General features: G+C 72.0%; 22 protein-coding genes. 10 read left to right on the top strand and 12 right to left on the bottom strand.

Annotation, left to right across the window (positions count from 1 at the left end):
* The 4 genes from Asi03nite_RS22695 to Asi03nite_RS22680 all read right to left on the bottom strand — a co-directional run bounded on the left by Asi03nite_RS22695 (nucleotide 1) and on the right by Asi03nite_RS22680 (nucleotide 6268).
* Nucleotides 1-1620, bottom strand: coding sequence for a GMC family oxidoreductase (locus Asi03nite_RS22695; RefSeq protein ID WP_203682450.1), 1620 nt, complete (start codon nucleotides 1618-1620; stop codon nucleotides 1-3).
* Nucleotides 1617-2990: an aminotransferase family protein gene (locus Asi03nite_RS22690; protein WP_373872149.1), complete on the bottom strand. Its 1374-nt coding sequence runs from the start codon at nucleotides 2988-2990 to the stop codon at nucleotides 1617-1619. The genes Asi03nite_RS22695 and Asi03nite_RS22690 overlap by 4 nt, the downstream gene beginning before the upstream one ends.
* Before the next feature lie 211 nt (nucleotides 2991-3201).
* Nucleotides 3202-4836, bottom strand: coding sequence for a carboxylesterase/lipase family protein (locus Asi03nite_RS22685; protein ID WP_203682449.1), 1635 nt, complete (start codon nucleotides 4834-4836; stop codon nucleotides 3202-3204).
* 28 nt (nucleotides 4837-4864) lie between these two features.
* Complete coding sequence (locus tag Asi03nite_RS22680) at nucleotides 4865-6268, bottom strand: extracellular solute-binding protein (RefSeq protein WP_203682448.1); 1404 nt, start codon at nucleotides 6266-6268, stop codon at nucleotides 4865-4867.
* A 198-nt stretch (nucleotides 6269-6466) separates the two neighbouring features.
* Here Asi03nite_RS22680 and Asi03nite_RS22675 point away from each other — a divergent pair, with 198 nt between their 5' ends.
* Entirely contained in the window at nucleotides 6467-8005 is a 1539-nt protein-coding gene (locus Asi03nite_RS22675; RefSeq protein WP_203682447.1) for a methyltransferase domain-containing protein, read from the top strand.
* A 49-nt stretch (nucleotides 8006-8054) separates the two neighbouring features.
* Here Asi03nite_RS22675 and Asi03nite_RS22670 read toward each other — a convergent pair whose 3' ends face one another.
* From Asi03nite_RS22670 to Asi03nite_RS22660, 3 genes are all read right to left on the bottom strand, one after another.
* Nucleotides 8055-9080 carry a phosphotransferase gene (locus tag Asi03nite_RS22670; RefSeq protein ID WP_203682446.1) on the bottom strand — a complete coding sequence of 342 codons (1026 nt, stop codon included), beginning with the start codon at nucleotides 9078-9080 and terminating at the stop codon, nucleotides 8055-8057.
* 57 nt (nucleotides 9081-9137) lie between these two features.
* Nucleotides 9138-9914 (bottom strand): SDR family NAD(P)-dependent oxidoreductase, encoded by a 777-nt coding sequence (locus Asi03nite_RS22665; protein WP_239102862.1) that lies wholly within the window; start codon nucleotides 9912-9914, stop codon nucleotides 9138-9140.
* A 181-nt stretch (nucleotides 9915-10095) separates the two neighbouring features.
* The gene (locus tag Asi03nite_RS22660) at nucleotides 10096-10833 is read right to left on the bottom strand and encodes a methyltransferase (RefSeq protein WP_203682445.1); all 738 of its coding nucleotides are present in this window, start codon (nucleotides 10831-10833) and stop codon (nucleotides 10096-10098) included.
* Between the two features lie 189 nt (nucleotides 10834-11022).
* Here Asi03nite_RS22660 and Asi03nite_RS22655 point away from each other — a divergent pair, with 189 nt between their 5' ends.
* From Asi03nite_RS22655 to Asi03nite_RS22645, 3 genes are all read left to right on the top strand, one after another.
* Nucleotides 11023-11580 carry a winged helix-turn-helix domain-containing protein gene (locus Asi03nite_RS22655; protein ID WP_203682444.1) on the top strand — a complete coding sequence of 186 codons (558 nt, stop codon included), beginning with the start codon at nucleotides 11023-11025 and terminating at the stop codon, nucleotides 11578-11580.
* Complete coding sequence (locus Asi03nite_RS22650) at nucleotides 11573-12454, top strand: SRPBCC family protein (protein ID WP_203682443.1); 882 nt, start codon at nucleotides 11573-11575, stop codon at nucleotides 12452-12454. Before Asi03nite_RS22655 ends, Asi03nite_RS22650 begins: the two co-directional genes overlap by 8 nt.
* Before the next feature lie 169 nt (nucleotides 12455-12623).
* The gene (locus Asi03nite_RS22645) at nucleotides 12624-13805 is read left to right on the top strand and encodes an acyl-CoA dehydrogenase family protein (protein ID WP_203682442.1); all 1182 of its coding nucleotides are present in this window, start codon (nucleotides 12624-12626) and stop codon (nucleotides 13803-13805) included.
* A 131-nt stretch (nucleotides 13806-13936) separates the two neighbouring features.
* On the opposite strand, the gene rfbA is transcribed toward Asi03nite_RS22645, so the two are convergent.
* Both rfbA and Asi03nite_RS22635 read right to left on the bottom strand, forming a co-directional pair.
* Nucleotides 13937-14797, bottom strand: coding sequence for a glucose-1-phosphate thymidylyltransferase RfbA (gene rfbA / locus Asi03nite_RS22640; protein ID WP_203682441.1), 861 nt, complete (start codon nucleotides 14795-14797; stop codon nucleotides 13937-13939).
* 291 nt (nucleotides 14798-15088) lie between these two features.
* Nucleotides 15089-15763 carry a DUF2306 domain-containing protein gene (locus Asi03nite_RS22635; RefSeq protein ID WP_239102861.1) on the bottom strand — a complete coding sequence of 225 codons (675 nt, stop codon included), beginning with the start codon at nucleotides 15761-15763 and terminating at the stop codon, nucleotides 15089-15091.
* A gap of 346 nt (nucleotides 15764-16109) precedes the next feature.
* Between Asi03nite_RS22635 and Asi03nite_RS22630 the strand changes: the two genes are divergently transcribed.
* On the top strand, nucleotides 16110-16544 hold the full coding sequence (locus tag Asi03nite_RS22630) for an SgcJ/EcaC family oxidoreductase (RefSeq protein WP_203682440.1): 435 nt from the start codon (nucleotides 16110-16112) through the stop codon (nucleotides 16542-16544).
* A gap of 191 nt (nucleotides 16545-16735) precedes the next feature.
* The gene (locus tag Asi03nite_RS22625; RefSeq protein ID WP_203682439.1) at nucleotides 16736-17371 is read left to right on the top strand and encodes a dihydrofolate reductase family protein; all 636 of its coding nucleotides are present in this window, start codon (nucleotides 16736-16738) and stop codon (nucleotides 17369-17371) included.
* A 42-nt stretch (nucleotides 17372-17413) separates the two neighbouring features.
* On the opposite strand, the gene Asi03nite_RS22620 is transcribed toward Asi03nite_RS22625, so the two are convergent.
* Nucleotides 17414-18046, bottom strand: coding sequence for a MerR family transcriptional regulator (locus Asi03nite_RS22620; RefSeq protein WP_203682438.1), 633 nt, complete (start codon nucleotides 18044-18046; stop codon nucleotides 17414-17416).
* A gap of 351 nt (nucleotides 18047-18397) precedes the next feature.
* On the opposite strand from Asi03nite_RS22620, the gene Asi03nite_RS22615 reads away from it, so the two are divergent.
* Nucleotides 18398-18691 (top strand): chorismate mutase, encoded by a 294-nt coding sequence (locus Asi03nite_RS22615; RefSeq protein ID WP_239102867.1) that lies wholly within the window; start codon nucleotides 18398-18400, stop codon nucleotides 18689-18691.
* Nucleotides 18692-18791: 100 nt separating this feature from the next.
* Here the strand turns inward: Asi03nite_RS22615 and Asi03nite_RS22610 are convergent, their stop codons facing one another.
* Together Asi03nite_RS22610 and Asi03nite_RS22605 are read right to left on the bottom strand one after the other, a co-directional pair.
* Nucleotides 18792-19610 carry a TIGR03084 family metal-binding protein gene (locus tag Asi03nite_RS22610; protein WP_203682436.1) on the bottom strand — a complete coding sequence of 273 codons (819 nt, stop codon included), beginning with the start codon at nucleotides 19608-19610 and terminating at the stop codon, nucleotides 18792-18794.
* A gap of 46 nt (nucleotides 19611-19656) precedes the next feature.
* Nucleotides 19657-20727 (bottom strand): SDR family NAD(P)-dependent oxidoreductase, encoded by a 1071-nt coding sequence (locus Asi03nite_RS22605; protein WP_203682435.1) that lies wholly within the window; start codon nucleotides 20725-20727, stop codon nucleotides 19657-19659.
* A 198-nt stretch (nucleotides 20728-20925) separates the two neighbouring features.
* Between Asi03nite_RS22605 and Asi03nite_RS22600 the strand changes: the two genes are divergently transcribed.
* The 3 genes from Asi03nite_RS22600 to Asi03nite_RS22590 all read left to right on the top strand — a co-directional run.
* A complete protein-coding gene (locus Asi03nite_RS22600) occupies nucleotides 20926-21480 on the top strand; it encodes a DUF5987 family protein (RefSeq protein WP_203682434.1) in 555 nt (184 codons plus the stop codon).
* On the top strand, nucleotides 21477-23135 hold the full coding sequence (locus tag Asi03nite_RS22595; protein WP_203682433.1) for an FAD-dependent oxidoreductase: 1659 nt from the start codon (nucleotides 21477-21479) through the stop codon (nucleotides 23133-23135). Before Asi03nite_RS22600 ends, Asi03nite_RS22595 begins: the two co-directional genes overlap by 4 nt.
* 22 nt (nucleotides 23136-23157) lie before the next feature.
* Nucleotides 23158-23962 (top strand): carboxymuconolactone decarboxylase family protein (locus tag Asi03nite_RS22590; RefSeq protein ID WP_203682432.1); only part of this gene is annotated, 805 nt, incomplete at its 3' end.

Raw genomic sequence — 23962 nt, 5'->3', positions numbered from 1 at the left:
TCAGCGGGCGCCGTCGCCGGAGGCGCCGAGCAGATGCGGCGCCCGTGCCGGCGACACGCCGCGGATCAGGTCCGCCGCCCGCTCCGCCATGGCGATGACCGGGGCGTTGGTGTTGCCCCGGATGAGCGTCGGCATCGCCGAGGCGTCCACCACCCGCAGTCCCTCCACGCCCCGTACCCGCAGATCGGCGTCGAGCACGGTGCCCATCGCACAGGTGCCGGCCGGGTGGAACAGCGTCTGCGTGCTCTGCCGCACGAAGGCACGCAGCTCCGCGGCGGACTCCGCCACCGGCCCGGAGTGCATCCGCTCGGTGTAGGCGGTGAGCGCCTTCTGCCGGGAGATGTCCAGGGCGGTCCGCAGCCCGGCCACCATGACGTCGAGATCCTCCGGTACGGCGTAGTAGTTGTGCCGGATGCGCGGCTTGGCGGTGGGCACCGCCGAGGCGAGCGTCACGGTGCCCCGGCTACGCGGCGTCAGCAGGCACGGGCCGAAGGAGAGCGCGTGGTCGGTCGGCGCGGCCAGACCCGCGTCGAGCAGCATCAACGGTGAGGCATGGAACTGCACGTCCGGCGCCGGCAGGCCGGCCCGGGTGCGGACGAACCCGCCCGTCTCCGGGACGTTGGAGGTCAGCGGACCACGCCGGTGCGCGGCGTACTGCCGTTGGTGCCGCTCCTCGAACGCCGTCAGCAGGCTGATCGGCTGGGAGTGGGTGAAGACCAGATTGACGGCGGGATGGTCCTGCAGGTTGCGTCCCACCTCCGGCTGCTCGACCAGGACCGGGATGCCGAGCGCCGTCAGGGCCTCGGGGTCGCCGATGCCGGAGAGCAGGAGCAGCTGCGGCGAGTTGTACGCACCGGCGCAGACGATCACCTCGCGTGCCGCCTCCAGCTCGATGATCTCGTCGAGCCGCTCGCCGAGGACGCCGGCCGCCCGCCCGCCGTCGAACCTGATCCGGTGCACCTGCAGGTGGGTCTCCACCGTCAGGTTGGGACGTGCCATCGCCGGACGCAGGTACGCGCTCGCGCTGCTGCATCGCTGCCCGTCGCGCTGGGTGAGCTGGTAGCGGCCGAATCCGTCCTGCCGGCCGGCGTTGAAATCGTCGTTGGCGTCGAACCCGGCCTCCACCGCGGCGTCGACGAAGGCCGTCGCGATCGGATTGTTCGACCGGCTGTCGGCGACCGACAGCGGTCCGCCGGCGCCGTGGTGGGCGGACGGCCCGCGCTCGTTCTTCTCCGACCTGAGGAAGTACGGCAGCAGGTCGGCGAACGTCCAGCCGGGCTGTCGCCAGCCGTCGTAGTCCAGCGGATTGCCACGCATGTAGACCATGCCGTTCATGGCGCTGGTCCCGCCCAGGACCCGGCCGCGGGGCAGGTACAGCCGGCGGCCACCCAGGTGCGGCTCGTCGTGGGTGTCGTAGTCCCAGTCGAGCCGGGTGCGGAACATCCGCCCCGCGCCGAGCGGCAGGTGGATGTCCGGGTCGGAGTCGGGCGGGCCCGCCTCGATCAGACAGACGCGGACGTCCGGGTCCTCGCTGAGCCGGGCCGCGAGCACACATCCGGCCGAGCCGGCGCCGACGATGACGTAGTCGTACGCCCGCTCGTTCGCGCCACCGGCGCTCACTGGCGCACCGTGCCGTCGGGCCGCAGCCGTTCGATCACGTCGGTGAGCGCGGCAGCCGTCCTGCGCACCTCGTCGCGCTCGATCACCAGCGGCGGGGACAGCACGACGGTCGGGCCGTACTCGCGCAGGATGACGGCGTGCCGGTGACGCATCTCCGCGGTCACCGCGCCCGCCATCACCGGGGTGGCGTCCTGCGGGCCGGTGACGATCTCGATGCCCGCCGTCGCGCCGGCGATCCGGACGTCGCCGACCATGGGCAGGCCGGTCAGGCCGGCCAGGTCCTCGCGGAACCAGTCGGCCACCACGTGCGCCCGCTCGATCAGGCCGTCCTTCTCCAGCACGCCGACATTGGCGAGAGCGACGGCGCAGGCGGTGGGGTGGGCGGAGTAGGTGTGGCCGTGGAAGAAGTAGGCGTCGCCGCCGGCGACGGTCTCGGCGATCTCGTCACGGAACAGGACCGCTCCCAGCGGCGCGTAACCGCTGGTGAGCCCCTTGGCCGTGACGATCATGTCCGGCGCCATGCCCCGTGCCGGCGAGTCGAGCCAGGAGCCGACGCGGCCGAACGCGGTGACCACCTCGTCGGCGATGAGCAGGATCCCGTGCCGGCTCAGCAGTTCCCGCACGCGCGGCCAGTAGTCGTCCGGCGGGACCAGGATGCCGCCACCGCCCATCACCGGCTCGCCGATCATGGCCGCGATACGCTGCGGCCCGATGCGCTGGATCGTCTCCTCCAGCTCCTGGAGGAGGTATCCGGTGACATCGGCGGAGCCGTACATCTCCTGGGCGCGGTACGGGTACGGCGGGGACACCTTGACCACGTGCGGCAGGTTCGGGCCCACGCCCTCCTGCATCGGGGGGAAGCCGGTGGCGGTGCCACTGCCGTAGGTCGCGCCGTGGTATGCCATCGTGCGCGAGATGATCCAGGTGCGGTCCGGCTCGCCGCGGCGGTGATGGAACAGGCGGGCCACCTTCAGGGCCGTCTCGACGCCCTCGGAACCCCCGCTGGTGAAGAACACCCGGTCCATGCCGTCCGGCGCCAGGCCGGCGAGCCGCGCCGCCAGCTCCACCGCCTTGTCGCTGGAGAACCCGAAGAAGCCGGAGAAGTAGGCCAGCTCGCCGAGTTGCCGTGCCCCGGCCTCGACCAGTTCGGCGCGGCCGTGCCCGACCTGGCAGGCCCAGTTGCCGGCGCCCGAGACGTCGAGGAACTCCCGGTCGCGGACGTCGCGGACCGTGCAGCCGCGGCCGCTCACCATGACCGTCCGCTCCGGGCTCGCGCCCCACTGGTGCGGGTGCAGCAGATGGCGCCGGTCCATGTCCTCCAACGGGATCGCCGACACCGCCGGTGTCGTGCGCAATTCAGTGGTGGTCACGAAAAACCCCTTCTCGCATCGGCTGTGCGGGCGCAGCCGGAGGCTGCCCGTTCATCGTCGTACGGGCCACTGACACAGTCGTCTCCCTGAATGCGCACTGCCCCGGCGCCCATCGGCGGGCCCCGGGGCCTGCCGCCGCCCGGCACGCGGCCGCCGCGCGGTGTCACACCGCGCGGCGGCCGAACCGCGCTTTCCCGCTGCCGCCGTGAGGTCAGGACATGGCGCGCCAGAAGCCGGCGGAGTGCTCGCCGCCGAAGTCGACCGGCCGGATCCCGCCCGGACCGGGCGCCAACCGCAACGCCGTGTCGCGGCGCGGATCGCTGCGCGGCCAGTACGGCAGGCCGGGCCCGTTCGGATCTCCGGTACGGGCGAACCGCGTCCAGTATCCGATCATCGTGTCCGAGAGCCGGCGCTGCGCCGGGGTCAGCCGCCGGCCGGCGAAGTAGCTCGTGTCGAACAGGTACTGCACCTCCGCGTCCTGGTACGAACCGGTGGGGAAACTGGGCAGCGGGGTGTTCGCGTACCACGGCGCGTTCGCGTCGGCGAACTCGTAGGCGTAGGTGGGGATCCGGGCCGCGGTCAGGATGTCCTTGGTGTCCACCAGCGGGCGGGCCAGCAGCGCGTCAGTGGCCAGCGCCGACCAGGCGAGACTGGGTACGCCGTAGCGCTCGAGCGGATACCGCGCCAGCACCCGGTCCACGTGCGCCGGGCCGACCATGTTGCGCACCCGGTCGGCGTACCCCTCGGCGGTGAGCGGCGGGTAGCCGTACGCCTCCAGGAACGCGTCCGAGGTGCGGTAGGCGTCCTGGTTGACCCCGAGCAGGACCGGCACCCGGTTGACGTGTCCCGACCTCAGCGCCTCGATCGGGTCGTCCGGCAGCACCCCGCCGCCCCCGTAGACCGGCGTGAACACCAGGTATTCCGCGTGAGCCAGCAGCTCATCGGCGGGCTTGGCGCGCAGGCAGGCGGCGACGGTGTGCGCCTCGGCGCAACCGGCGGCGTCGGCGAACGCCATGCCACGTGCCTCCGCCTGTGCCCGGGGCCGGGGCAGCCCGAGTGGCTCGGGGTCCAGTGATCCGTCGGGTTTCGGCACGTCGTTCAGCGTGCAGGGGTTGCTCATGGTGATGGCCCGGTGGAAGAGACCGGCGGCGCCCGGCGCCGCCAACTGGACGCAGACGCTGCGCCCGCCGGACCACTGGCCGAAGATGGTGACGTTGCCCGGGTCGCCGCCGAACGCCCGGGCGTTGCGCTGAACCCACCGCAACGCCGCTTGCTGGTCCTCGATGCCGAAGTTGCCGGATCGGTGCCGGGCCAGACCGCTGTCGAGCGCGGGAAGGTCCAGGAACCCGAGCACGCCGACGCGGTAGTTGATGGTCACCACCACGACGCCGCCCTGCACGGCCATCCTGGCCGGGGCGGTCTCGGTGCCGGACCCCGCGGTGAACCCGCCGGGATGCAGCCAGACCATGACCGGCAGGCCGGCGCGGGCCCGCCGGGGTGTGGTCACGTTGAGATAGAGGCAGTCCTCGCTCTCGCCGCCCAGGTAAGGCGGTAGGGGCAGCTGCGCACACCGCTTCCCGGGCCGGGTCGCGTCCCGCGGCGCGGTCCACGGCGTGACGGGCTGGGGCGACGCCCAGCGCAGGTCCCCGACCGGCGCGGCGGCGTACGGGATGCCGAGGAACTCGCGGTGCTGGTCGGTCACGGCGCCGCGTACCGGGCCGGCGTCGGTGCGGACCACGTCCGCGGCGCCACCGTGGGCGGCGGCCGGGCCGGAGCCGAGCGACGCGAATAGCACGGCGGCCGCCGCGGCGGCGGACATCCGGCCCAGGATTGACGACTTTCGCATGTTACCTCCGGATGAATCGGTGCCGGCGTCAGCGCTGGAGACGGACGACGTTCTCGAGGTCGGTGCCGGAGTACGCCTCGGCGCCGGTGAAGCACTCGATCCGCAGCGTCTCCGGATCGGCCGGGGAGGTGGTGGAGCAGGCCGCGTTGTAGGCGTCGAGCAGGCTCTGCGCCGACCGGGTGGCCTCGGCGAACCGGTCCTGCGGGTCGGCGCCGCCCAGCACGTCGCGCATGGCGCCGGTCATCAGGTCCTGAACGCGGGCGAACTCGCCGAACACGGCGCCTTGCGAGGGCGGCCACAGCTCAGGCCGGCCGTCCGGCCGGTTACGCAGGGCGTCGGAGGCGGCCCGGTGATAGGGATGCCGGTCGAACCAGCCCTCGGCTTCGAGCAGGTCGAAGGCGGCGTGTGTGAGCGGCAGGAAGCTGCTGATCCGATGCCGCCGGGCGGCGTTGCGCGGGCTGTGGACGAACTGGAGGAAGGCGAGGGCGCCGTCGCGGGTGGCGGGGTCCAGCCGGTCGGCGAGCCAGAACGAGCTGCCCGCGATCGCGTTGCCGGCGAACGGCGTGCCGTCGCGATAGGGGAACGGTCCCACAGCTATCCCGAAACCCTGGCCACGGGCGGCCTCGGCCATGTAACTGACGTCGTTCGACGAGCTGATCCGCAGGCCGGTCCGGCCGTCCGCGAAGGCCTGGAACGTGCCCTGCCAGTCCGGGATGCCGCCGGTGTGCAGATAGTGGCCGTTGTCGTGCAGCCGACGCCACCAGTTCACCCACGCGAGCATCTCGGCGGACTGCAGGTCGATGCGGCCGGCGCGGCCGGTGCGCCCGTTGCCGTGGTCGGTCAACGCGCCGCCCTGCGTGGCGAGTGCCTGCTGGAAGAACATGCCGTGGTTGGACCACGTGATGCCGTGCGACGGCGCGCCACCGAGGTCGGTCAGCGCCGCGCACGCCGCCTCGACCTCGTTCCAGGTGCGTGGCAGCCGGCTCAGCCCGGCCCGCTCGAGCAGGTCGGTGTTGGCGTACAGCAGGCTGGTGGTGGCGACCGACGGCATCGACATCAGGTCGCCGTGCATCGTGTAGTAGTCGCGGACGGCCGGCACGATGTCGTCCGTCACGACCGGCTCACCGAGGATCTCGGTACGCCCATCGATCGCGCGCTCCACCGAGGTCCAGTGCGGGGCGCCGTCGGGGGAGCGGGTGTCGCGGGCCACCTGACCCATGTAGAAGTAGTACTCGGCAACCGCCGGGCCGCGACCGGCCGCGACCGCCTCGGCTATCTGCCGGGGGCCGGTGAAGAAGTCCAGACCCCGGACGGCGACCTGATACTCCGGGTGGGCCTCCTGGAAGGCGATCGCCTGCTCGCTCCACCAGTCCATGTAGCCGGGGAAGGTCAGGTCCGACACCCAGATGTCGATGATGGTCGTGCTCGTCATGTCGGTGATCTCTCTGTCGCCGGGACGCGGGTGGGCAGAACGGGCTCAGGCTCTCAGTCCCCGGCGCGGCGTGGCATCTCCGTCCGTGCGCTGCGCACCGGTGGCGCATCGCATCCCAGAAGATGCGTGCCCGCGCCACCGGCGTCGATAGTGGAGGCTCGCCGGTGATCGACCGGTCACTCTCGGAAAGGGTTGGACATGCTGCGACCTGGCATCATCGTCACGCCCGGCGACCTGGTCGACGGCTTCGCCGCCGCCGCGCCGGACGATCTCGCGGAGCCGTTCGCCAGGCTCGTCGAGGCCACCTGGGCCGGGGGACAGGTCACCGCCGGCGCGCTTTCCGCGGTGCGGCGGCTGGGCGCGCGTTTCGCGGGCCTCGACCCGCACCACCAGGGGCACGTGGCGATCTTGTTCGGGCTCCTGCTGGAGGCGCGCCGTGGCGACGGCCTCGACGCCGTGCACACCGTCATCGCGGACGGGTTCGACCAGTACCTGCGTGCCTGGCCGGCCGACCGCGATGCCGACACGTTGTTCTTTCCCCTGCTCTATCTCCTGGCCCACTTCCCGGGCCGGCGTGCCGAGGTGCTGGCCGCCCCGGGCACCGGCGTGCTCGACCGCGACGACCGGTCGCGGCTCGACCGGGCCCTCGCCTCGCTGGACGAGAAGAACCCGGACGTGGGCCGGGCCTTCCCCTATCCCGCCGCCTGGGAACTGAACGAGGACGAGCGCGACTTCGACCGGGCGTGGATCGACCGGCTCGGCCCGCAGGAGTTGCAGGCGCACTGGGACAACGACACCGAGACGGTGCTCGGGCACCTCGGCGCGAAGGCGTACTGGGCGCTCCTGCACGGCTCACCGGTGCCGTTCGTCCCCACCGCCGAGGCGGCACGGGCCGGGGACGCGCCGGGGCGGCCGGCGCCGGGCGGGTTGTTCGGCCGCCACGCCGAGGCGCTGCGCTGCCCGCACTGCCACGGCCGGATGTCCGAGTCCGGCGATGCGATGGTCTGCGCGGGATGCGCCAGGAGTTTCCCGGTGGCCGAGGGGATCCTGAACCTGACCGGGACCGGCGCCCCGGTGGACCGGTCCCAGGACTTTCTCTTCAAGCTGGCCGAGATGCCCACCATGGGCTACTTCTACGAAACCTATGCGAGGCCGAATTTCCTGCGTCTCTGTGGCGCGAACTGGAACGCCGGGATCACCCCCGCGGTGGAGGACGCCTACATCGCCGAGCAGGTGCGCCCCGTGGACGGACCGGTCCTCGACCTGGCGGCCGGAGCCGGCCGGTGGACCTCGGTGCTGGCGGAGCACGTGGGCGCGGACCGGCTGATCGCTCTGGATCTCGGCCTGCCGATGCTCGCCGCCTTGCGGGAGCGGTTGCCGGCGGTGCCGGCGGTGCTGGGCGGTGCGGACGTCCTGCCGTTCGGCGACGCCACGCTCGGCGCGGTGATGTGCTGGAACGCTCTGCAAGCCTTCCCGGCGCAGGCGCCCGCGGCCATCCGGGAGGTGGGCCGGTGCCTGCGTCCGGGCGGCACGTTCACGCTGCTGACCTTCCGTAACTCGCCGGACCCGGTGTATCGGTACTTCGTCGGCCGCCACCACTTCCCGCAACACGCGGCCGGGCTGCATCTGTTCGACTACGACGACATCCTCCGCTGGATCGCCGATGCGGGACTGACGATCCAGGACGAGCGGACACCCGGGATGTTCGTCATCATGACCGCCGTGCGGGCCGGATGACATGCGTCTGGGCCCGGGCCGGCACCGTCGTACGACGCCGGCCCCAGGGTCAGGCGCTCAGCTGGAAGGGCGACGGGTCGAGCAGGGATTTCAGGCTCTCCAGCGGCGCACGCCCGAACGCGCCGGCCTCCTCGTAGCCCTGCGCCTGCAAGGAGCGGTCCCAGGTCAGCGCCCGCGTCACCTTGGCGACCCGGCAGGCCAGCTCCAGGTCGCGCGCGAGCGCGTCCGGCGGTGCGAGATCGGTGAAGACGCCGAGGTACGCGTCGCGGACCCGATGGAGCGCCGGGTCCTCGTCGGTGACTCCGAGGAACTGACGCACCACACCGAGCGCGGTCAGCATGCTGGCGAAGGGGTGCGTCACCACGCTGTCGCCCCAGTCGTAGAAGGCGGTCCGGCCTCCCGGGCTCGCCGTGGACGTGAAGATGTTCCACGGATGCAGGTCGCCGTGGTCGAGACTGGCCGGCACCGGGCTGGACGCCAGTTCGGCGCACCAGGAGCCGAAGAGCTCGCGCATCGCCCCGATGTCGTGGTGCGCCCTGCGGTCGGCCTCGTCGCCGTGCCGCTCGGCATAGGCGCCCACGACGCCGAGCGCCTGCTCGAAGCGCTGTGGCATCCCGGCGGCCCGCATGTCGGCCACGCCGGTCCGCAGAAGCCGGTCCACGTGCGGCATCAGCTCACGCTGCAGCCGGGCGTACCGGGGCAGGGCCTCCTCGAGCGCTTCGACGAGCGCGGTGCCCTGCGCGCTGTCGCCGAGCACCGGGCCGCCGTCGGGCAGCAGGATCCAGCCCTGCTCCGCGTCCGCGGCCAACGCGGTCAGCGTCCGCTCCGGGCAGACCTCGGAGAAGAGCTGGTAGAGCCCGATCTCGAAGGTGGTCTGCGGTCCCGGCGCCTTCAGCCAGTACACCCCGCCGTCGGTGGGTATCCGTAGCACCGTCCCCCACGGGCGCAGGTGTGGCTGGGTCACCTCCCCGGTGCGCTGCAGGCCAGCCGCGCGCAGCCGGCTCTCCGCCCACGCGACGGCCGTGTCACGCCATGCCGGGGTGGACCACAGGGCAAGGCCGAAGCCGAGAGCCATACTCGTCACTCCATGTCGATGGGGGAACGTCGTCCGTCCGGGCGAGCGGGCCGGCGCCTACTCCAGTACGGCGCCGCAGGTCATGTTGATCTCCGTGCCGGTGATGCTGCGGGCCAGGTCCGATGCCGCGAACGCGGCCACGTTGCCCACGTCGGCCAGCGTGGCCGACCTGTTGAGCAGCGTGGCGCCGTCGATGGTGGACGTGATCTGCGCGCGCTCGTCGTCGGGCAGCGAGTCCGGCAGCGACTCCGGGATGCCGCCTGTCCGCAGCGTCACCAGGCGGATGCCGCGCGGGCCGAGTTCGCAGGCCCATTGGCGCCGCAGGCCCTCGACGGCGTCCAGAGCCACCTTGAAACCGCCGAGACCGGCCATGGCGTTGCCCGACCCGCCGAAGGTGATGATGACGCCGTCGCCGGTGGTCACCATGTGCCGGGCGGCGGCCCGGGTGGTCAGGAACTGGGTCCGCGAGGCGTTGACGATCGGTTGGAGGAAGTCGTCCAGCGAGATCTCGAGCAGCGGCTGGTGCACGTCCTCGTACCCGATCACGTTGGCCGAGATGTGCAGGTCCCCGGCCTCTTTGAGCACGTTGTCGACGAAGGCGTCGACGTCGTGCTCGTCCTGGGCGTCGACGTGGGCCGTGTCGGCGGTGCCGCCGGCCGCCCGGATGGCCTCGGCCACCGGCTCCAGGTGCGTCCTGGTCCGCCCGGCGAGATACACCCGCGCGCCCTGCGCGGCGAAGCCCTCGGCGATGGCACGCCCGATGGGGCCGCCGGCGCCGTACACCACGGCGACCTTGTTCTCCAGCAGCATGTCCGCGGTGTCACCCTTCGTCATGGTTCGCCGGTCGCCACGTTCCGTGGCGACCGCTGTGCCGTTCCGGCGGCGTTCGCCGTCGTGGCGCCGATCCTGTCCGCCGACGTGCGCGGCACGCCGGATCAACGCAGATGGAATCGCCGCAGATCGGACAGACGTACAACGGATTCTGTACGTACAAAAAATTCTTGTCAAGGGACCGTCACCGGCGACGGAACTCCAGAAGGGTGAAGTCGGGGTGCAGCATCCCGTCGGCGTCGGCGTGCGCGGCGAATTCGGGACCGGCTCCCATCTGCTCGTAGGGGACGTCGAAGGTCTGCTGCCGGTACACCGCGGTGGACAGTCCGGCCGCGTCGGCGAACTCCTCCAGGCGGCGCCGGTTCCCGACGAGCTCACTGAAGCCCAGGAAGATCGAACCCCGGTCGGCCAGGAACCGCGGGGCCTGCGTGAGGAACTCCTCGTGGGCGCGGTATCCCGGGTCGAACACGGCGGCCTCGACGTAGGACTGCTCGCCCGTCTCGGCCGGCCCCTCGATGAAGTTGGAGTTCCAATAGATGGTGTCGAAGCGCTGCCCGGGATCGAGTTCCCGGAACAGGTAGCTGGTCACCGGTGTCACCCGGTCACCGACGCCGTGCAACTCGGCGTTGCGCCGGACGTTGTCGGCGGCGGCGGGGTTGACGTCCACCGCCACCACCGGGGTGCAGCCGTGCAGCGCCGCGGTCACCGCGGTGATCCCGCTGCCGCAGCCCATCTCCAGGAAACCGGTGCCCGCCCGGAGCGGCAGAGCGGCTGTGAAGAACGCCGTGGCGTGCATGAAGTCACCGCCGAAGACCACGCCCAGCTGCTCCCACTCGCGATCGAGCAGAGTGAACGTGGTGTCCTTGCTGTCCTGGAGGATCTGCACGGTCTGCTGACCCATGACGTAGCCGAGCTGGTTCACGGTGGTGGTCCTCCGGACGTGACGGGATCGGATGCCGGTGCGGCGGGGCGGTTGGCCGCCTGGTCCGCTGTGCGGAGTATTGGAGCGGGCGAGCGTGCCGGACAACTTCGGACGTGCTCTTCCGGCGGCCGCGGCGGCCGGGTCCACCGCATTGACAAAATCCGGCGTGACGTACAAGGATGTTTTGAAATGCTGGATGTCTTGTACCTTGACGAGATCGGACAGGCGGAGGCCCTGTTCAAGCCGCAGCGCATCGACGTGCTGCGGCAGCTCGACGAGCCCCGCTCCTGCACCGAGGTGGCGCACAAGCTCGACCAGACGCCGCAGCGGATTTACTACCACGTCAAGCGCCTGCAGGACGCCGGGCTGGTCAGCCGGGTCGCCGAGCGCCGGGTACGGGGCATCCACGAGGGGATCTATCAGGCCAACGCCCGGTCCTACTGGCTCTCGCCCCGTCTCGTCGGCCGGATCGGCAGCCGGGCCGCCCGCGACGCGCTGAGTCTCGGCCACCTGCTCGATCTGGTGGAGGAGGTGCAATCGGACGTGGCCGCGATCGAGCCTGCCAAGGCCGAGGCGCCCTCCATCGGGGTCTCCGGGAACATCCGTGTCGAACCGGAACGCCGGCAGGAGTTCCTCGACGATCTCACCTCGACCCTGCAGGAACTGTTCAGCCGCTACGGTGGTGCGCAAGGCGAGCCGTTCAAGCTGGTGGTCGCGTGTTATCCGAAGGGGGATCCGCGTGGGTGATCTGCTGATGCACCGGGTGCGGGTGCCGGCGCCGATCGCGCGGGTGCGGCACGCCTTGACCGATCCCGGCGCGCTGCGCGTGTGGCTCGCCGAGCACGTGGACGTGCGCCTGCCCGAGCGATTCCACTTCTGGGGGCGTTTCACCCCCGAGGGTGACGCCCCGCATCAGCGCCTGCTGCACGTGGACGACCATTCGCTGCGTTTCCGGTGGCGTCTGGACGAGACGGACACCACTGTCGAGTTCGCCCTGGCCGAGGAGGACCCGGACAACACGGTGCTCACCCTCACCCAGACGGATCTCCCCGACTTCGACGAGATGGTGGCCGAGGCCAGCACGCTGGGACAGATGCACACCTTCTGGGCGCTGTCCATCGCGAACCTGGTCGAGTACGTCGAAGGCCGGGAGCGGACCCCGAAGTGCGACTTCGCCGTCCCCGACATGCGGGCCGAGGTGACGGTCGACGCCTCGCCCGAGGCCGTCTACCGGTCCCTCGTCGATCCGGGCCAGTTCGCCCAGTGGTTCGGCGCCCGGATCGACATCGAACCCGAGGTGGGCGGTCGCTGGGCGATGGGCGGCTTCGACGTCGATCCGGCGCCCGCACGGATCATCGAGCTCGACCCCGGCTCCCGCCTGGCCCTCGCCTGGGACGACGGTCTGGTCACCTCGTGGGAGCTCGCCGGCTCCGAGGGGCACACCCGCCTGACCATCGTGCAGAGCGGCTTCGACACCGATCGGCCGCCGTACGGGTCCTGGATGGGACTGTTGGGCGGGATCGCGGAACTGCGCCGCTATCACGGCCTCGCCGGGTGGCGACCGATCTGGATCGAGGTGCGGCTCAACAACGCCCCGGACGGCATCATCGCCATCGGGTAATCCCCTCGGGCCTGCGCAATTCGGAAGGTGCGGCCTCCTCGCCGCGATGCGACCGTCGGTGGGGCGATCCTGCCGGGCACCCGGACGACCTCGCGGCGCCGGCCACCGCGTGGTCCCGCGGCCGGGTAGCGCGGATCGCCGCTGGTACCGGTCGATCCGAGGAGGAAACATGTTGGCGACTGACGTTCCCACCCGTGAGCAGCTCGTACGCCGGGCCGCCGAGCTGGTGCCGCTGCTCAGCGAGAACGCCGACGCGGCCGAGCGTGACCGGCGGCTGCCCGAGCCCGTGGTGGAGGCCCTGGCCGAGGCGGGGATCTTCAAACTGCGGGTGCCGCTGCGGTACGGCGGCTACGAGGCCGACACGCGGACCTTGGTGGACGTCTCCGCCGAGCTGGCCCGTGGTGACGGCGCCGCGGCCTGGGTCGCCTCGGTGTATTCGATCCCGACCTGGATGACGTGCCTGTTCCCGGACGAGGTGCAGGACGAGGTCTTCGGCACGCCCGACGTACGGATCTGCGGAACCCTGAGCCCCACGGCACACGCGCGCCCGGTCGACGGCGGCGTGGTGGTGAACGGCAAGTGGGGCTTCGTGAGCGGGGCGCTGCACAGCCACTGGCAGGAAATCATCGCGATGACCGAGGGCGAGGACGGCCGGCCCATGCCGGTGATGGCCCTGGTTCCCATGGCGGATCTGCACATCGTCGACGACTGGCACACGTCCGGCCTGCGTGGCACCGGCAGTGTCACCACCGTCGCGGAGGAGGTCTTCGTGCCGTCCGCCCGGGTGATGCCCCTCGGCGCGGTGCTGCAGCAGCAGTCGGCGTCGCGCCGCAACGCGGAAGCGGAGATCTACCGTCCTCCGCTGTTGCCGGTGGCGTCCGCGTCCTCGGTGGGAGCGGCGGTCGGCCTGGCACGCGCGGCGCAGGAGGCCTTTCTCGGCCGCCTTCCCGAGCGGCGCATCACCTATACCGAGTACGGCGCCCAGCGCGAGGCGCCGGTGACCCATCTCCAGGTCGCGGACGCCGCGGCGCGCGCGGATGAGGCGGCCTTCCACGCGTACGCCCTGGCCGAGCTCGTCGACACCAAGGCGGTCCGGAACAGCGCCTGGTCGATCGAGGAGCGTGCCCGGACGCGGGCGCACCTGGGGGCCGCGTGCCGGCGCGCCCGGGAGGCGGCGCAGATTCTCGCCGGCGCCAGCGGTGGCTCGTCGATCTACGACTCGGTACCGGTGCAGCGGGTCCTGCGCGACATCCAGGCCGTCAACCTGCACGCGTTGATGAATCCGGACACCAACGACGAGCTGTACGGCCGGATTCTCTGCGGGCAGCCGCCGAACACCATGTACCTCTGACCGCGCCCGGCCGCCCACGGATCACAGCCGGGACGGGAAGCCACGACGGCCCTGCCGGCACCGCGCCGGTCAGGGCCGTCGTCGCTTCCCGCCGGGCAGCGCCTGGCTCGTGGACGGGCGCTAGTCCCGCGCTAGTCCACGAGCCGTAGCAGATAGTCGCCGTAGCCACTGCTCAGGAGTGGTTCGGCGAGACGCCGGAGGTGCGCGTCGTCGATCAGGCCGGCCCGCCACGCGGCCTCCTCGACGCAGCCGATCTTGACGCCCTGCCGTTCCTCGACGACGCGCACGTACTCCGCGGCACGCGCCAGATCGGCGACCGTGCCCGTGTCCAGCCAGACCGAACCGCGGTCCATGACCGTCACACGCAGGCTCCGTTCCCGCAGGTAGTACTCATTGAGAGCGGTGATCTCGAACTCGCCGCGGGCGCCCCGTGGCAGCGACTTGGCGATCTTGGCGCCCTCCGAGTCGTAGAAGTAGAGGCCGGGCACGGCATACCGGGAGCGCGGCCGCGCCGGTTTCTCCTCCAGCGTCAGCACCCTCCCGTCGGCGTCGAACTCCACCACACCGTAGGCCGAGGGCCGGGCTACCGGACATGCCAGTACGTGTGCGCCGGACAGCTCCATGTCCGAGCGCGCCCACGATCCGAAGTTCATGCCGTGGAAGAGGTTGTCGCCCAGGATGAGGGCGCAGCCGCGTCCGCCGAGGAAGTCCTCGCCGATCACCAGCGCCTGCGCGATCCCGTCCGGGCGCGGCTGCACCGCGTACGACAGGCGCAGACCCCATTGCGAGCCGTCGCCGAGCAGCCGGGCGAACGGGTCCTGGTCCGCCGGCGCGGTGATGACCAGAATCTCTCTGATGCCGATGCTGATCAGCGTCGACAGAGGATAGAAGATCATGGGCTTGTCGTAGATCGGCATCAGCTGCTTGGACACCGATCTGGTCATCGGCCAGAGTCGTGATCCGGTGCCGCCCGCGAGCAGGATTCCCCGCATGGGAGCGGCATACTGGTCCGCGGGAATGCGATCGGGTGCCAAAGCGAGCTCCTCGAACAGTGGCAGCGAACAGGATTGCCGGATCGCCCGAAATCGGCCGGAGCCGTGCCGGTCGACATCGCGTGGTGGGGTGCGGGACCGGCTTCCGGTCCGTTCAGGATGCCTCGCGGCCGGCGCTCTGTTCATCTCGCAGGCTGCTGGCCTGCCCGGCGACCCGTGACCTCCATCGACACGAAACGGCATGGCCGGGCCTGATGCCCGGCCATGCCGTCTGTCGGATCGTCCCGCCCGCTATCCCAACCGCGCGGGTACCTCCGTGGCGCGTCGGCGGGCGGGATACGGCACCGCGCTGGAGTGCTTCACGATCCAGTGCGCGATGGCCAGATGCGTCACCCAGGGGAACCAGTGCAGGGAGTCGTAGACCACCGCCGGGCTGACCAGCCAGGCGATATGGGGCGCCACGACGACCAGGGCGGCGTTGCTGACCGCGACGAGCGTGATCGCCACACTGTAGGCCATCCACTGGCGATGCTTCATGTACTCCCGCCGGCGGGCGGCGCGCCAGGCGACCGCGCTGGTGCCCAGCCACACCATGCTCCAGAAGAAGTCCGCGGTGTTCGCGGGGTTCCGTAGCGCGAACAGGACGGCGACCAGCAGCAGGGAGCCGGGCAGCACGCCGCCGAACAGGTAGACCCGGCCGTTCCAGCGGTGGAAGCGGGGATAACGCCTACGGACTCCCGGCCAGATCTGCAGTACCGCGGTGATCAGGGCGAGGATGCCGAAGCCGCCGTGCAGGACGCGGACGGGGGCGATGGCCGGGTCGAAGAAACGCGGAATGAACAGAGGCAGAGTGAAAGAGAGGAACCAGACCGTGCTGATGGCGATCAAGACCACAGCGAGCGGCTGCCAGAGCGGGGAGGAGCGTAAGGGCGCGGACGCCGTTGCGGTCGATTGTGCCTGCACCATCAGTGCCTCCTTGCGAGACCGTTTGCGCGGCTCATCCTGTGGGCGACACCGATCGGCCGGCATCCTCGAAATTGCGGTTTCCCAGCGAAACAAAGCGCGGCGCGGCATTGCGGGAAGCACACGCGCCTGGTATCGGGAGCCGGGTGCGATCAACGGCGGGGACGGGCCGGCGACAGCCGCAAGCTGAAAGTGGCCTCCGTATACGCGAACCTCACAGAATTGGCGAACACCTCCCGCGGAGCCGATCGTGCGGCGGACGGCCGCCACGGCGGCAGCGAGCACTGCCCGCTCCAGGGATGCCTCACCACTGACCGAGCGTGCCGCTCACGACAGTAAGGATCGCGCTATGACCAGCAGCTCGACAGGCGCCGCCGCGGTTGCGCCCCCGGGACCCGACCGGCAGGCGCTGCTCGCCGTGCCGGCCCGCCTGACCGAGGTCTGGGCGGCTCAGGACGCCGACGGCTTCGCCGACCTCTTCCTGGACGACGGAACGATGATCCTCCCGGGCGTGTACGCGCACGGCCGCGACGAGATCCGGAGCTTCATGGCCGAGGCCTTCGCCGGCAGGTACCGGGGCACGCGGGTCACCGGTTCGCCGATCGACGTCAAGGTGCTGGCGCCGGACGTGGTGGCACTGATCACCACGGGCGGCGTTCTGGCGGCCGGCGAGCAGGAGGTCTCCGCCGAGGCGGCGATCCGCGCGTCGTGGATCCTGGTGAAGAGGGACACCCGATGGGCGCTCGCGGTGTACCAGAACTGTCCCCGTGAGCCGGCGCGGTGACCGCCTGACGGGAGAGCGACCGGCCCGGCGCGCCGGGGTCGCCGGACACCCCCGGGCGGCCCCGGCGCCGGCTCCGCCGGCAGAGCATTCTCGAAGAAATCTGGACCCGCGCCGATCGGCATACTGGCAGCCGACGCGCTCGCGGCGGCCGCGGTGCCCTGCGCCTTGTCCGCGCCGGCAGGAAGGACCTCATGGGGACGGTTCACATCGACCTGTACGCCACGCTCGACCTCGTCGGCCAGGCGCCGGGCGGGCCCGACGAGGACCCTGACGGCTTCGGTTTCGGGGGGTGGCAGGCGCCCCTGTTCGACGAGACGGTCGGCCGGCATGTCCGGGCCGGGATGCGGGGCATGGACGCGTTGCTGCTCGGGCGCCGGACCTACCAGATATTCGCGGCGTTCTGGCCGCATCAGGCCGACGGCGTGGACGCCGAATTCGCCGCGCTGTTCAACAGCGTTCCCAAGTACGTCGCGTCGCGCGGCAATCCGACGCTGGACTGGGCGGGCTCGACCCAACTCGGGCCGGACCTGGCGGGCGCCGTGCGCGAGGTGCGCGACAGGCACGAGCACGTCCACGTGATCGGAAGCCTGAACCTGGTGCAGACCCTGCTGCGCGAGCGCCTCTGCGACCGGCTCAACTTGTGGATCTTTCCCATCCTGCTCGGTGTCGGCAAGAAGGTGTTCGACGGCGGTGCGATACCCGCCGAACTGGCTCTCCTCGAGCCGCCGGTCACCTCTCCCGCGGGCGCCGTTCTCCTGCGTTACGGCTTCGGCACGGGAACGCCGCGAGGCGGAGACATGCGGCGCGAGGGCCGTGGCGTCACGTGATGGTCACCGCCGGGCGCGTCATGCCGCGGCAGCCGTGCCCGGTCAGGCGCCGGGCGGCCTGAACCGCTTGGTCACCCGATCCTGCCGTGCCGTGCGCAGCATCAACGAGATCAGGACGTCGAAGAGGATGCTGCGCGCGATGGCCGGTCCCTTTATCGCCGGGTCGTCGGCATGGATGAGATCGACCTCGGCGTGCACGACGGTTTCCGCGGCACGCGCGAACGGCAGGAGGAACTCGATGTCCACCTCGAAGCCGAGCAGGCGCAGAGCCGTGAGGACCCGGGCCAGCGATTCGCGCCCGGAGCGGGTCGCCGCCTCGTGCCAGCCCAGCCGCTCGGTCAGGGCGTGGATGTCGGCGCGGGCGCTGTCGATGCCCTCGAGTTCGACAGGTTGCTGAGCGGTCGCGGACTGGACCCGGTCGACCTCCGCGTACACCTGGGGAAGGGGAATGCCGGGGTCGTCGATGAGCGGCAGCAGGCCCCGGACCGTACCGATGTCCAGGTCGCCGACCGTGGTGAGGATCCGGATCATCCGCAGGCGCTGGTAGTGGCTCTCGTCGTAGAGAGCCTGGTTGCGGGCGGTGCGCGTGCCTGGGGGCAGGAGTCCTTCGCGCAGATAGAACTTGATCGTCGGTACTGGTACGTCAGCACGCCGAGCCAGCTCGGAGATGCGCATGGTGCCCCCGTTCAAGATTTCCGAGGCAGTCTGCCATGAACCTCGATGCCACGCCACCTAAAGCAGTGATCACCTCACTCTTCGTAATCGAGTGATGCCTGCCGGGTGGCGCGACGTGCGCCACGCCCGGGTGTCGGCCGGTTCGCACGCCGGAAGACGCGCTCGCGACCCGCCGCAGCGACTATGGAGTGCGGGCCCCCGGCGCCAGCGGGACGCCGGCACGCTGCCGTCACCGGGCCCGCGCCCAGCCGGCAGAGCCGATCCCGACTGCCGGACCGGTCGTCGGAGCCGTCGGCGGCGCCACCGAACTTTCCCGTCGCAGAGGGCAGAGGTCGATCGATGAGCGAGTCAATGGGAGACCGGACCGCAGGTGTCGCCCCGATCGGGGCCGGGCCGACTCCGGCGGACGCCGCCATCGCGGAGATGCGCGAGCGCATCAACGAGATCGACCGATCCATCATCGAGCTGTGGCGTGAGCGGGCCGCGCTGTCGCAGCGGATCGGCGCCCTCCGGATGGCGGCGGGTGGCACCAGGCTGGTGCTCAGCCGGGAGGGACAGATCCTGCGGCGCTTCCGCGACGCGCTCGGCCGCGACGGCCTGCAGCTCGGACTGCTGCTCCTGCGAGCCGGCCGGGGCCCTCTGTAGCGGCCGGGGCGGCGCCGCGGCACTACGACCGACGGCCGGCCCGCCGATCGGCGGGCCGGCCATTGGCGGTTCCCTCACGTCCGGGACCGTCTCGTCGCGGTCACCGCACCCCGGCGGCGAACTGTCCCGGCCGGCGTCCGGGCCCGGCCGGCCCGCGGTACGCCTGCGCGATGTCCAGCCAGGCGTCGGCGTCCGGGCCGCTGGCCCGCAGACCGAGATCGTCCCGGTGCCGGCGGCGCGTGACGAGCAGGCACAGATCGACAGCGGGCCCGGTCACCGACTGCCCGGCATCGTCCGGGCCGAACGTCCACGTGGCCCCGGAGGGCGCGGTGAGTTCGTACCGGAAGCTCACCTGTGGCGTGGGCAGCCCGCGGGCCTGGTAGCCGAAGTCCCACGTGCGGACGGCGAACCCGGCCAGCCAGCGGATCCGGTCGGTACGCTCCACGGTGACGCCGAGCGCGTCCGCGATGTCCTGGCCGTGCCCGAACAGCTCCATCATCCCGGCACAGGCCAGCACGGCCGGCGGGATCGGCCGGACCAGCCACGGCAACGGCTCGTGTGCCGGAGCGGCGGCCAGCGCCCGCGCCGCCGCGGCGCACTCCTCGCGCCACCGGCCGAGCAGCACCGCCGGCGGTTCCCGCAGATACTCCTGCAGCGCCGCCGTCACGTTCGCGGTGAAGTCGGCGCTCAGCCGGGAGGTGAGGGAGACGAAGGCCTGCGGGTCGGCGGCGGCCAGGCCGGCCAGCCGGAACGTGGCGGCCAGGTGGGCGATCTGATGCGCCACCGTCCAGCCGGGCGCCGGTGTCGGGGTCGTCCAGCCGGCCGCGTCCAGGCCGGACACCAGGCGATCGACATCCTCGACATCGGCCTGGAACGCGGTGACGGCGTTCGCCAGTTCGGCACTTCTCGTATCGGTCATGAGCGATCTCCTCCGCTGCCGGTGACCTGTCCCCGCGACAGTAGGTTCAGAACCGGCTGCGGCGTTCTTCCAGCTTGCGGACCTCGTCCGGCCGGTCGGCGGCGGCGTGCCCGGCCCGCCGGGCATCCACGTGCCCGGCGGCGTGCAGCCACGCGACGGTGTCGGCGAGCGTGGTCTCCAGCGGCCGGGGGCCGTGACCCAGCAGCCGGTCGGTCGCGGCCGTGTCCACCGGCCGGCCCACCGCGCAGGTGTAGATGGCGCCGTACTCGGCGGGCAGGTGCACAGGCAGGACGCGCTGCGCCGCCCCGGCCAGCCGGCCCAGCGGCAGCATCGCCCGGGCCGGCGGGAACAGCGCGGGCAGGGCCCGGCCGGTCACCCGGCGCAGGGCCGCCACCAGGTCGGTGGTGGTGGTGTACCGGCCCGGCGCGAACCACCGGTCGCCGACGATCTCCGGTGCCAGCAGAGCCACGTGCAGCTCGGCCACGTCACGGACGTCGCCGACGGGGAAACCGCCGCGCGGCCAGAACGGCATCAGACCGCGGAGGGCGTTGCGGATCCGGGTCGTCTGATCGCCCAGCCCGGGATCGTACGGGCCGAGCGTCGCCGGCGGGTAGCAGATCGTCACCGGCGTCCCCGTCGCCTGGTGGCCTCGGGCGATCCGCTCCGCGGCGGCCTTGGCGGCCAGGTACGGCTCACGGCTCACGCCCACCGCCGAGTGGACGGTCAGCGGGTCGTCGGTTCCGGGCAGCAGGGCGCCGAACGTGGACACGTGGATCACCCGGCCGGTGCCGGCCGCACGGGCCGCCTCCAGAACGGTTTCGGTGCCACGCACGTTGACCGCCGCCAGCCGTGCCCGATCGCGGGTGTCGAAGCTGTACACCCCCGCGGCGTGCAGCACCGCGTCGCAGCCGCGCAGCGCCCGCCGGACCGCTACCGCGTCGGTGACGTCACCGGCGGCCGTCTCCACGGCGCAGGCGTCGGCGCCCAGCGGCGCGAGCCGTCCCGGTACGCGTGCCGGATCACGGGCCAGCACCCGCACCCGGTGCCCGGCGCGTGTCAGCGCCGCGGCGGTGTGCGATCCGAGGAATCCCGTGCCACCGGTAACCAGTACCAACATGTCGCCGCTTCCCTCGATGGTTTCGAGCCGCGATTGTTTCCCACGGTGGTGCGGCGGCACGTCTTCTGCCGTGCCGTTTCGGTCCGCGCTTCCACGGCACCTTCGAAGATGCCGCCCGGCAGGCCGCCATCCACGATGGGGAAATGTCCTGTACCGGCGCTCGCCGGCCGATGGATGTGACGAGGCAAGGGGACTCCATTGCAGGCAGATGCGATTCGAACAGCGACCCTGGAGGCATTCGCCGACACGGTCGTGCCCGGCGAGAAACGCGGGGATGACGACGTCTCCGTGGCCGGGGCGGCGGCGGGCGGCGGAGCGGTGGCGGCCGGTGCCCTGGAGCTGCTCGCCACCGACGGCGCCGGGATGGAGCCGATCCTGGACGGTCTGGTGGCCGCTCTCAACGACCACGCCACCGAGTGGGCGGCCCGCCGCGGGCTGGCCCTCGACCGGGACCTGCCGGCCTTCGTGGCCCTGCCCTTCGGCGAACGCACCGGGCTGGTGTCCGAGCTGGTGGGCCCGGGCCACGCGGAGAAGGAGCTGTGGGTGAGCCTGGCGCTGTTCAGCAACATGGCGTACGACTCGGCGGCGCACCTGAGCACCGTCGAGGCGCTCGCGGCCGGGCACCCCGGGCTGCGCGCGATGGGGATCGACCCGCCGGACCCGGACGGGCTGTGGCGGTTCCCCGACTTCTCCTACCGGCGGCCGCTGGCCCGGCTGCACCCCGGCACGACGGCGTCGGGGAGCCCGGCATGAGCGCCGTGGAGCGGACCGACGTGCTGGTGGTCGGCAGCGGGTTCGGTGGTGCGATCACCGCCTACCACCTGGCCGCCGGCGGCGCGAAGGTCACCGTCCTGGAACGCGGGCCGTGGCTGTCCGGCACGGACTTCGAGCACGACTACCTGCTCGGCTCCTCGTACACCCGGGCCTTCGACTTCGTGGTCGGCGACGGGATGAGCGTGCTCGGCGGCAACTGCGTGGGCGGCGGCAGTGTGGTGTACTTCGCGGCGATGCCGCGAGCCCCCCGGTTCGCCTTCGAGCGGCACGGCGGCATCGGGCGCCGGATGTGGCCGGCCGCGATCAGCCGTGACACCCTGGAACCCTGGTACGACCGCGTGGCCGAGGCTCTGCCCGTCACGAAGCAGGGCTGGGACGACGTGCCGTACGCCGGTGGGGTCTTCGCCGCCGCCTGCCATCATGCCGGCCGCACCGCGAACCCGGTGCCGGTCGCGATCGACGGCAGCCGCTGCACCAACTGCAACTGGATGATGGCCGGCTGCCGCTTCGACGCCAAACGGTCGATGCTGCTCAACTATCTGCCGGCGGCGGTCGCGCACGGCGCCGTGATCCGGCCGTTGCACGAGGTGCAGCACCTGACCCGGACACCGCAGGGGCACTACCGGGTGCACTACACGGTGGTCGACGACGTCGACTACCGCGTGCACCGGGACGAGGGCGTGATCGAGGCCAAGCTGGTCGTGCTGGCCGCCGGCGCCGGCGCCACCCCGGTCATCCTGCAACGATCCGAGGCGGCCCTCGGCACGATGCCGCACGCGGTCGGCCGATACTTCTCCGGCAACGGCGAGCGGCTCAACACCGCGGTGATGAACGAGGACAGGGTCGCCGAGGTTCTCGGGCTGTCCCGGCCGGACGGCCGGGCGTACGCCGCGAATCAGATCGGCAAGGGGCCCTGTGTCGCCTCGTGGGACCGGCTCGACGGCACGCTGCCCGAATACGAGCGCTACTCGCTGGAGCAGCTCTACTTCCCGCCGGGGCTCGGCACCATCCTGGCCCAGGTGCCGGACGGTTCCACGCCGAGCTGGTTCGGCGTGCGCAAGAAGGAGATGCTGAGCCGCTGGCAGTCCTGGCTGACCGTGTTCACCATGTCGGAGGACGACAACGAAGGCGTCTTCGGGACGCCGCCCCCGACGGGGAACGCCGTGCGGATCTCCCAGCAGATGCTCGGCCGTGGCACGCTGAGCTACCGGCCGACGGAGAACACGCTGCGCGGCTGGGAACTCTCCGATGCCGACGTCAGGGACATCCTGGGCCGCGACGGGCTGGCCGGCGTGGCGCCGTGGACCAACGACGTGGTCGGCGCCTACACCGTACACCCGCTCGCCTCGTGCCGGATCGGCGACGATCCGGCGACCTCGGCCCTCGACGACCGGCACGAGCTGCGCGGCCATCCCGGAATCTTCGTGACCGACGGTTCCGCGGTGCCGGGTGCGCTCACGGTCAACCCCGCGATGACGATCGCCGCGCTGGCCGAGCGTGCGGTGCCCGGCATCGTGGCGGCGGCCCGTGCGCGCGGCGTCGACTGCCGGTACGGCGCGCCGGCGCCCGGCGGCGAGACGTCGGCGCGGCGCGGGGTGCTGCCGCTGGCCGCGCCGATCGTCGGCGCCGGCTGAGGGGCGGCGCGGGGCGATGTCGATGATCGGCAAGCTGGTGCGGCGCCCGGTGCTCGGGCAGATCCGCCATGTCCGACCGGTGCCACCGGGCTCTGCCCACGGTGTCGTCGCCGCCGTCTACCAGCAGATGGAACGGGACTTCGGCATGCTCGCGCCCCCGGTGGCGCTGCACTCGCCGGAGCCGCCGGTGCTGGCCGCCGTGTGGGCGATGCTGCGCGAGACCCTGCTGGTCCCCGGATCCGCGGGACGCGGGGTGAAGGAGACCGTCGCCGCCGCGGTCTCGGCGGCCAACCGATGCCCGTACTGCGTGGACGTGCACGGCGCCACGATGACCGCGCTGGGCCTCGGCCCGGAGGCCGCGGCCGTCGAGGGCGGCCGGGGTGGCGGCATCGCCGATCCCGTGCTGCGGGACGTGGTGACGTGGGCGGGCGTGCCCGGGGCGCCGCCACCCGGGCTTCCCGCGGGCTGGCTGCCCGAGCTGGCCGGCGTCGTCGCCGTGTTCCACTACCTCAACCGGATGGTCAGCGTGTTCCTGGTGGAGTCGCCGTTGCGACCCGGCCTGTCCCGGCGCGCGCGAGCCCGGATGCTCCCGACGTTCGGCCGGCTGCTGCGTTTTCTCGGCACGGCGGAACCGGTGCCCGGCGCCGCGCTGGGCCTGCTGCCCGCAGCGCCGGGCACCCACCGCCCGGCGTGGGCGCCGGCCGGCACCGTGCTTGCCGCGACGTTCGCCCGCGCCGCCGCGACGATCGAGGACGCTGCCCGGACCGCTGTGCCGCCGGCGGTACGCGAGGTCGTGGCGGCGGCGGTCGGCCGGTGGGACGGCCGAC

This window comes from Actinoplanes siamensis, assembly GCF_016862395.1.
Classification (GTDB): domain Bacteria; phylum Actinomycetota; class Actinomycetes; order Mycobacteriales; family Micromonosporaceae; genus Actinoplanes; species Actinoplanes siamensis.
This window is presented reverse-complemented; position numbering and strand designations above follow the sequence as displayed.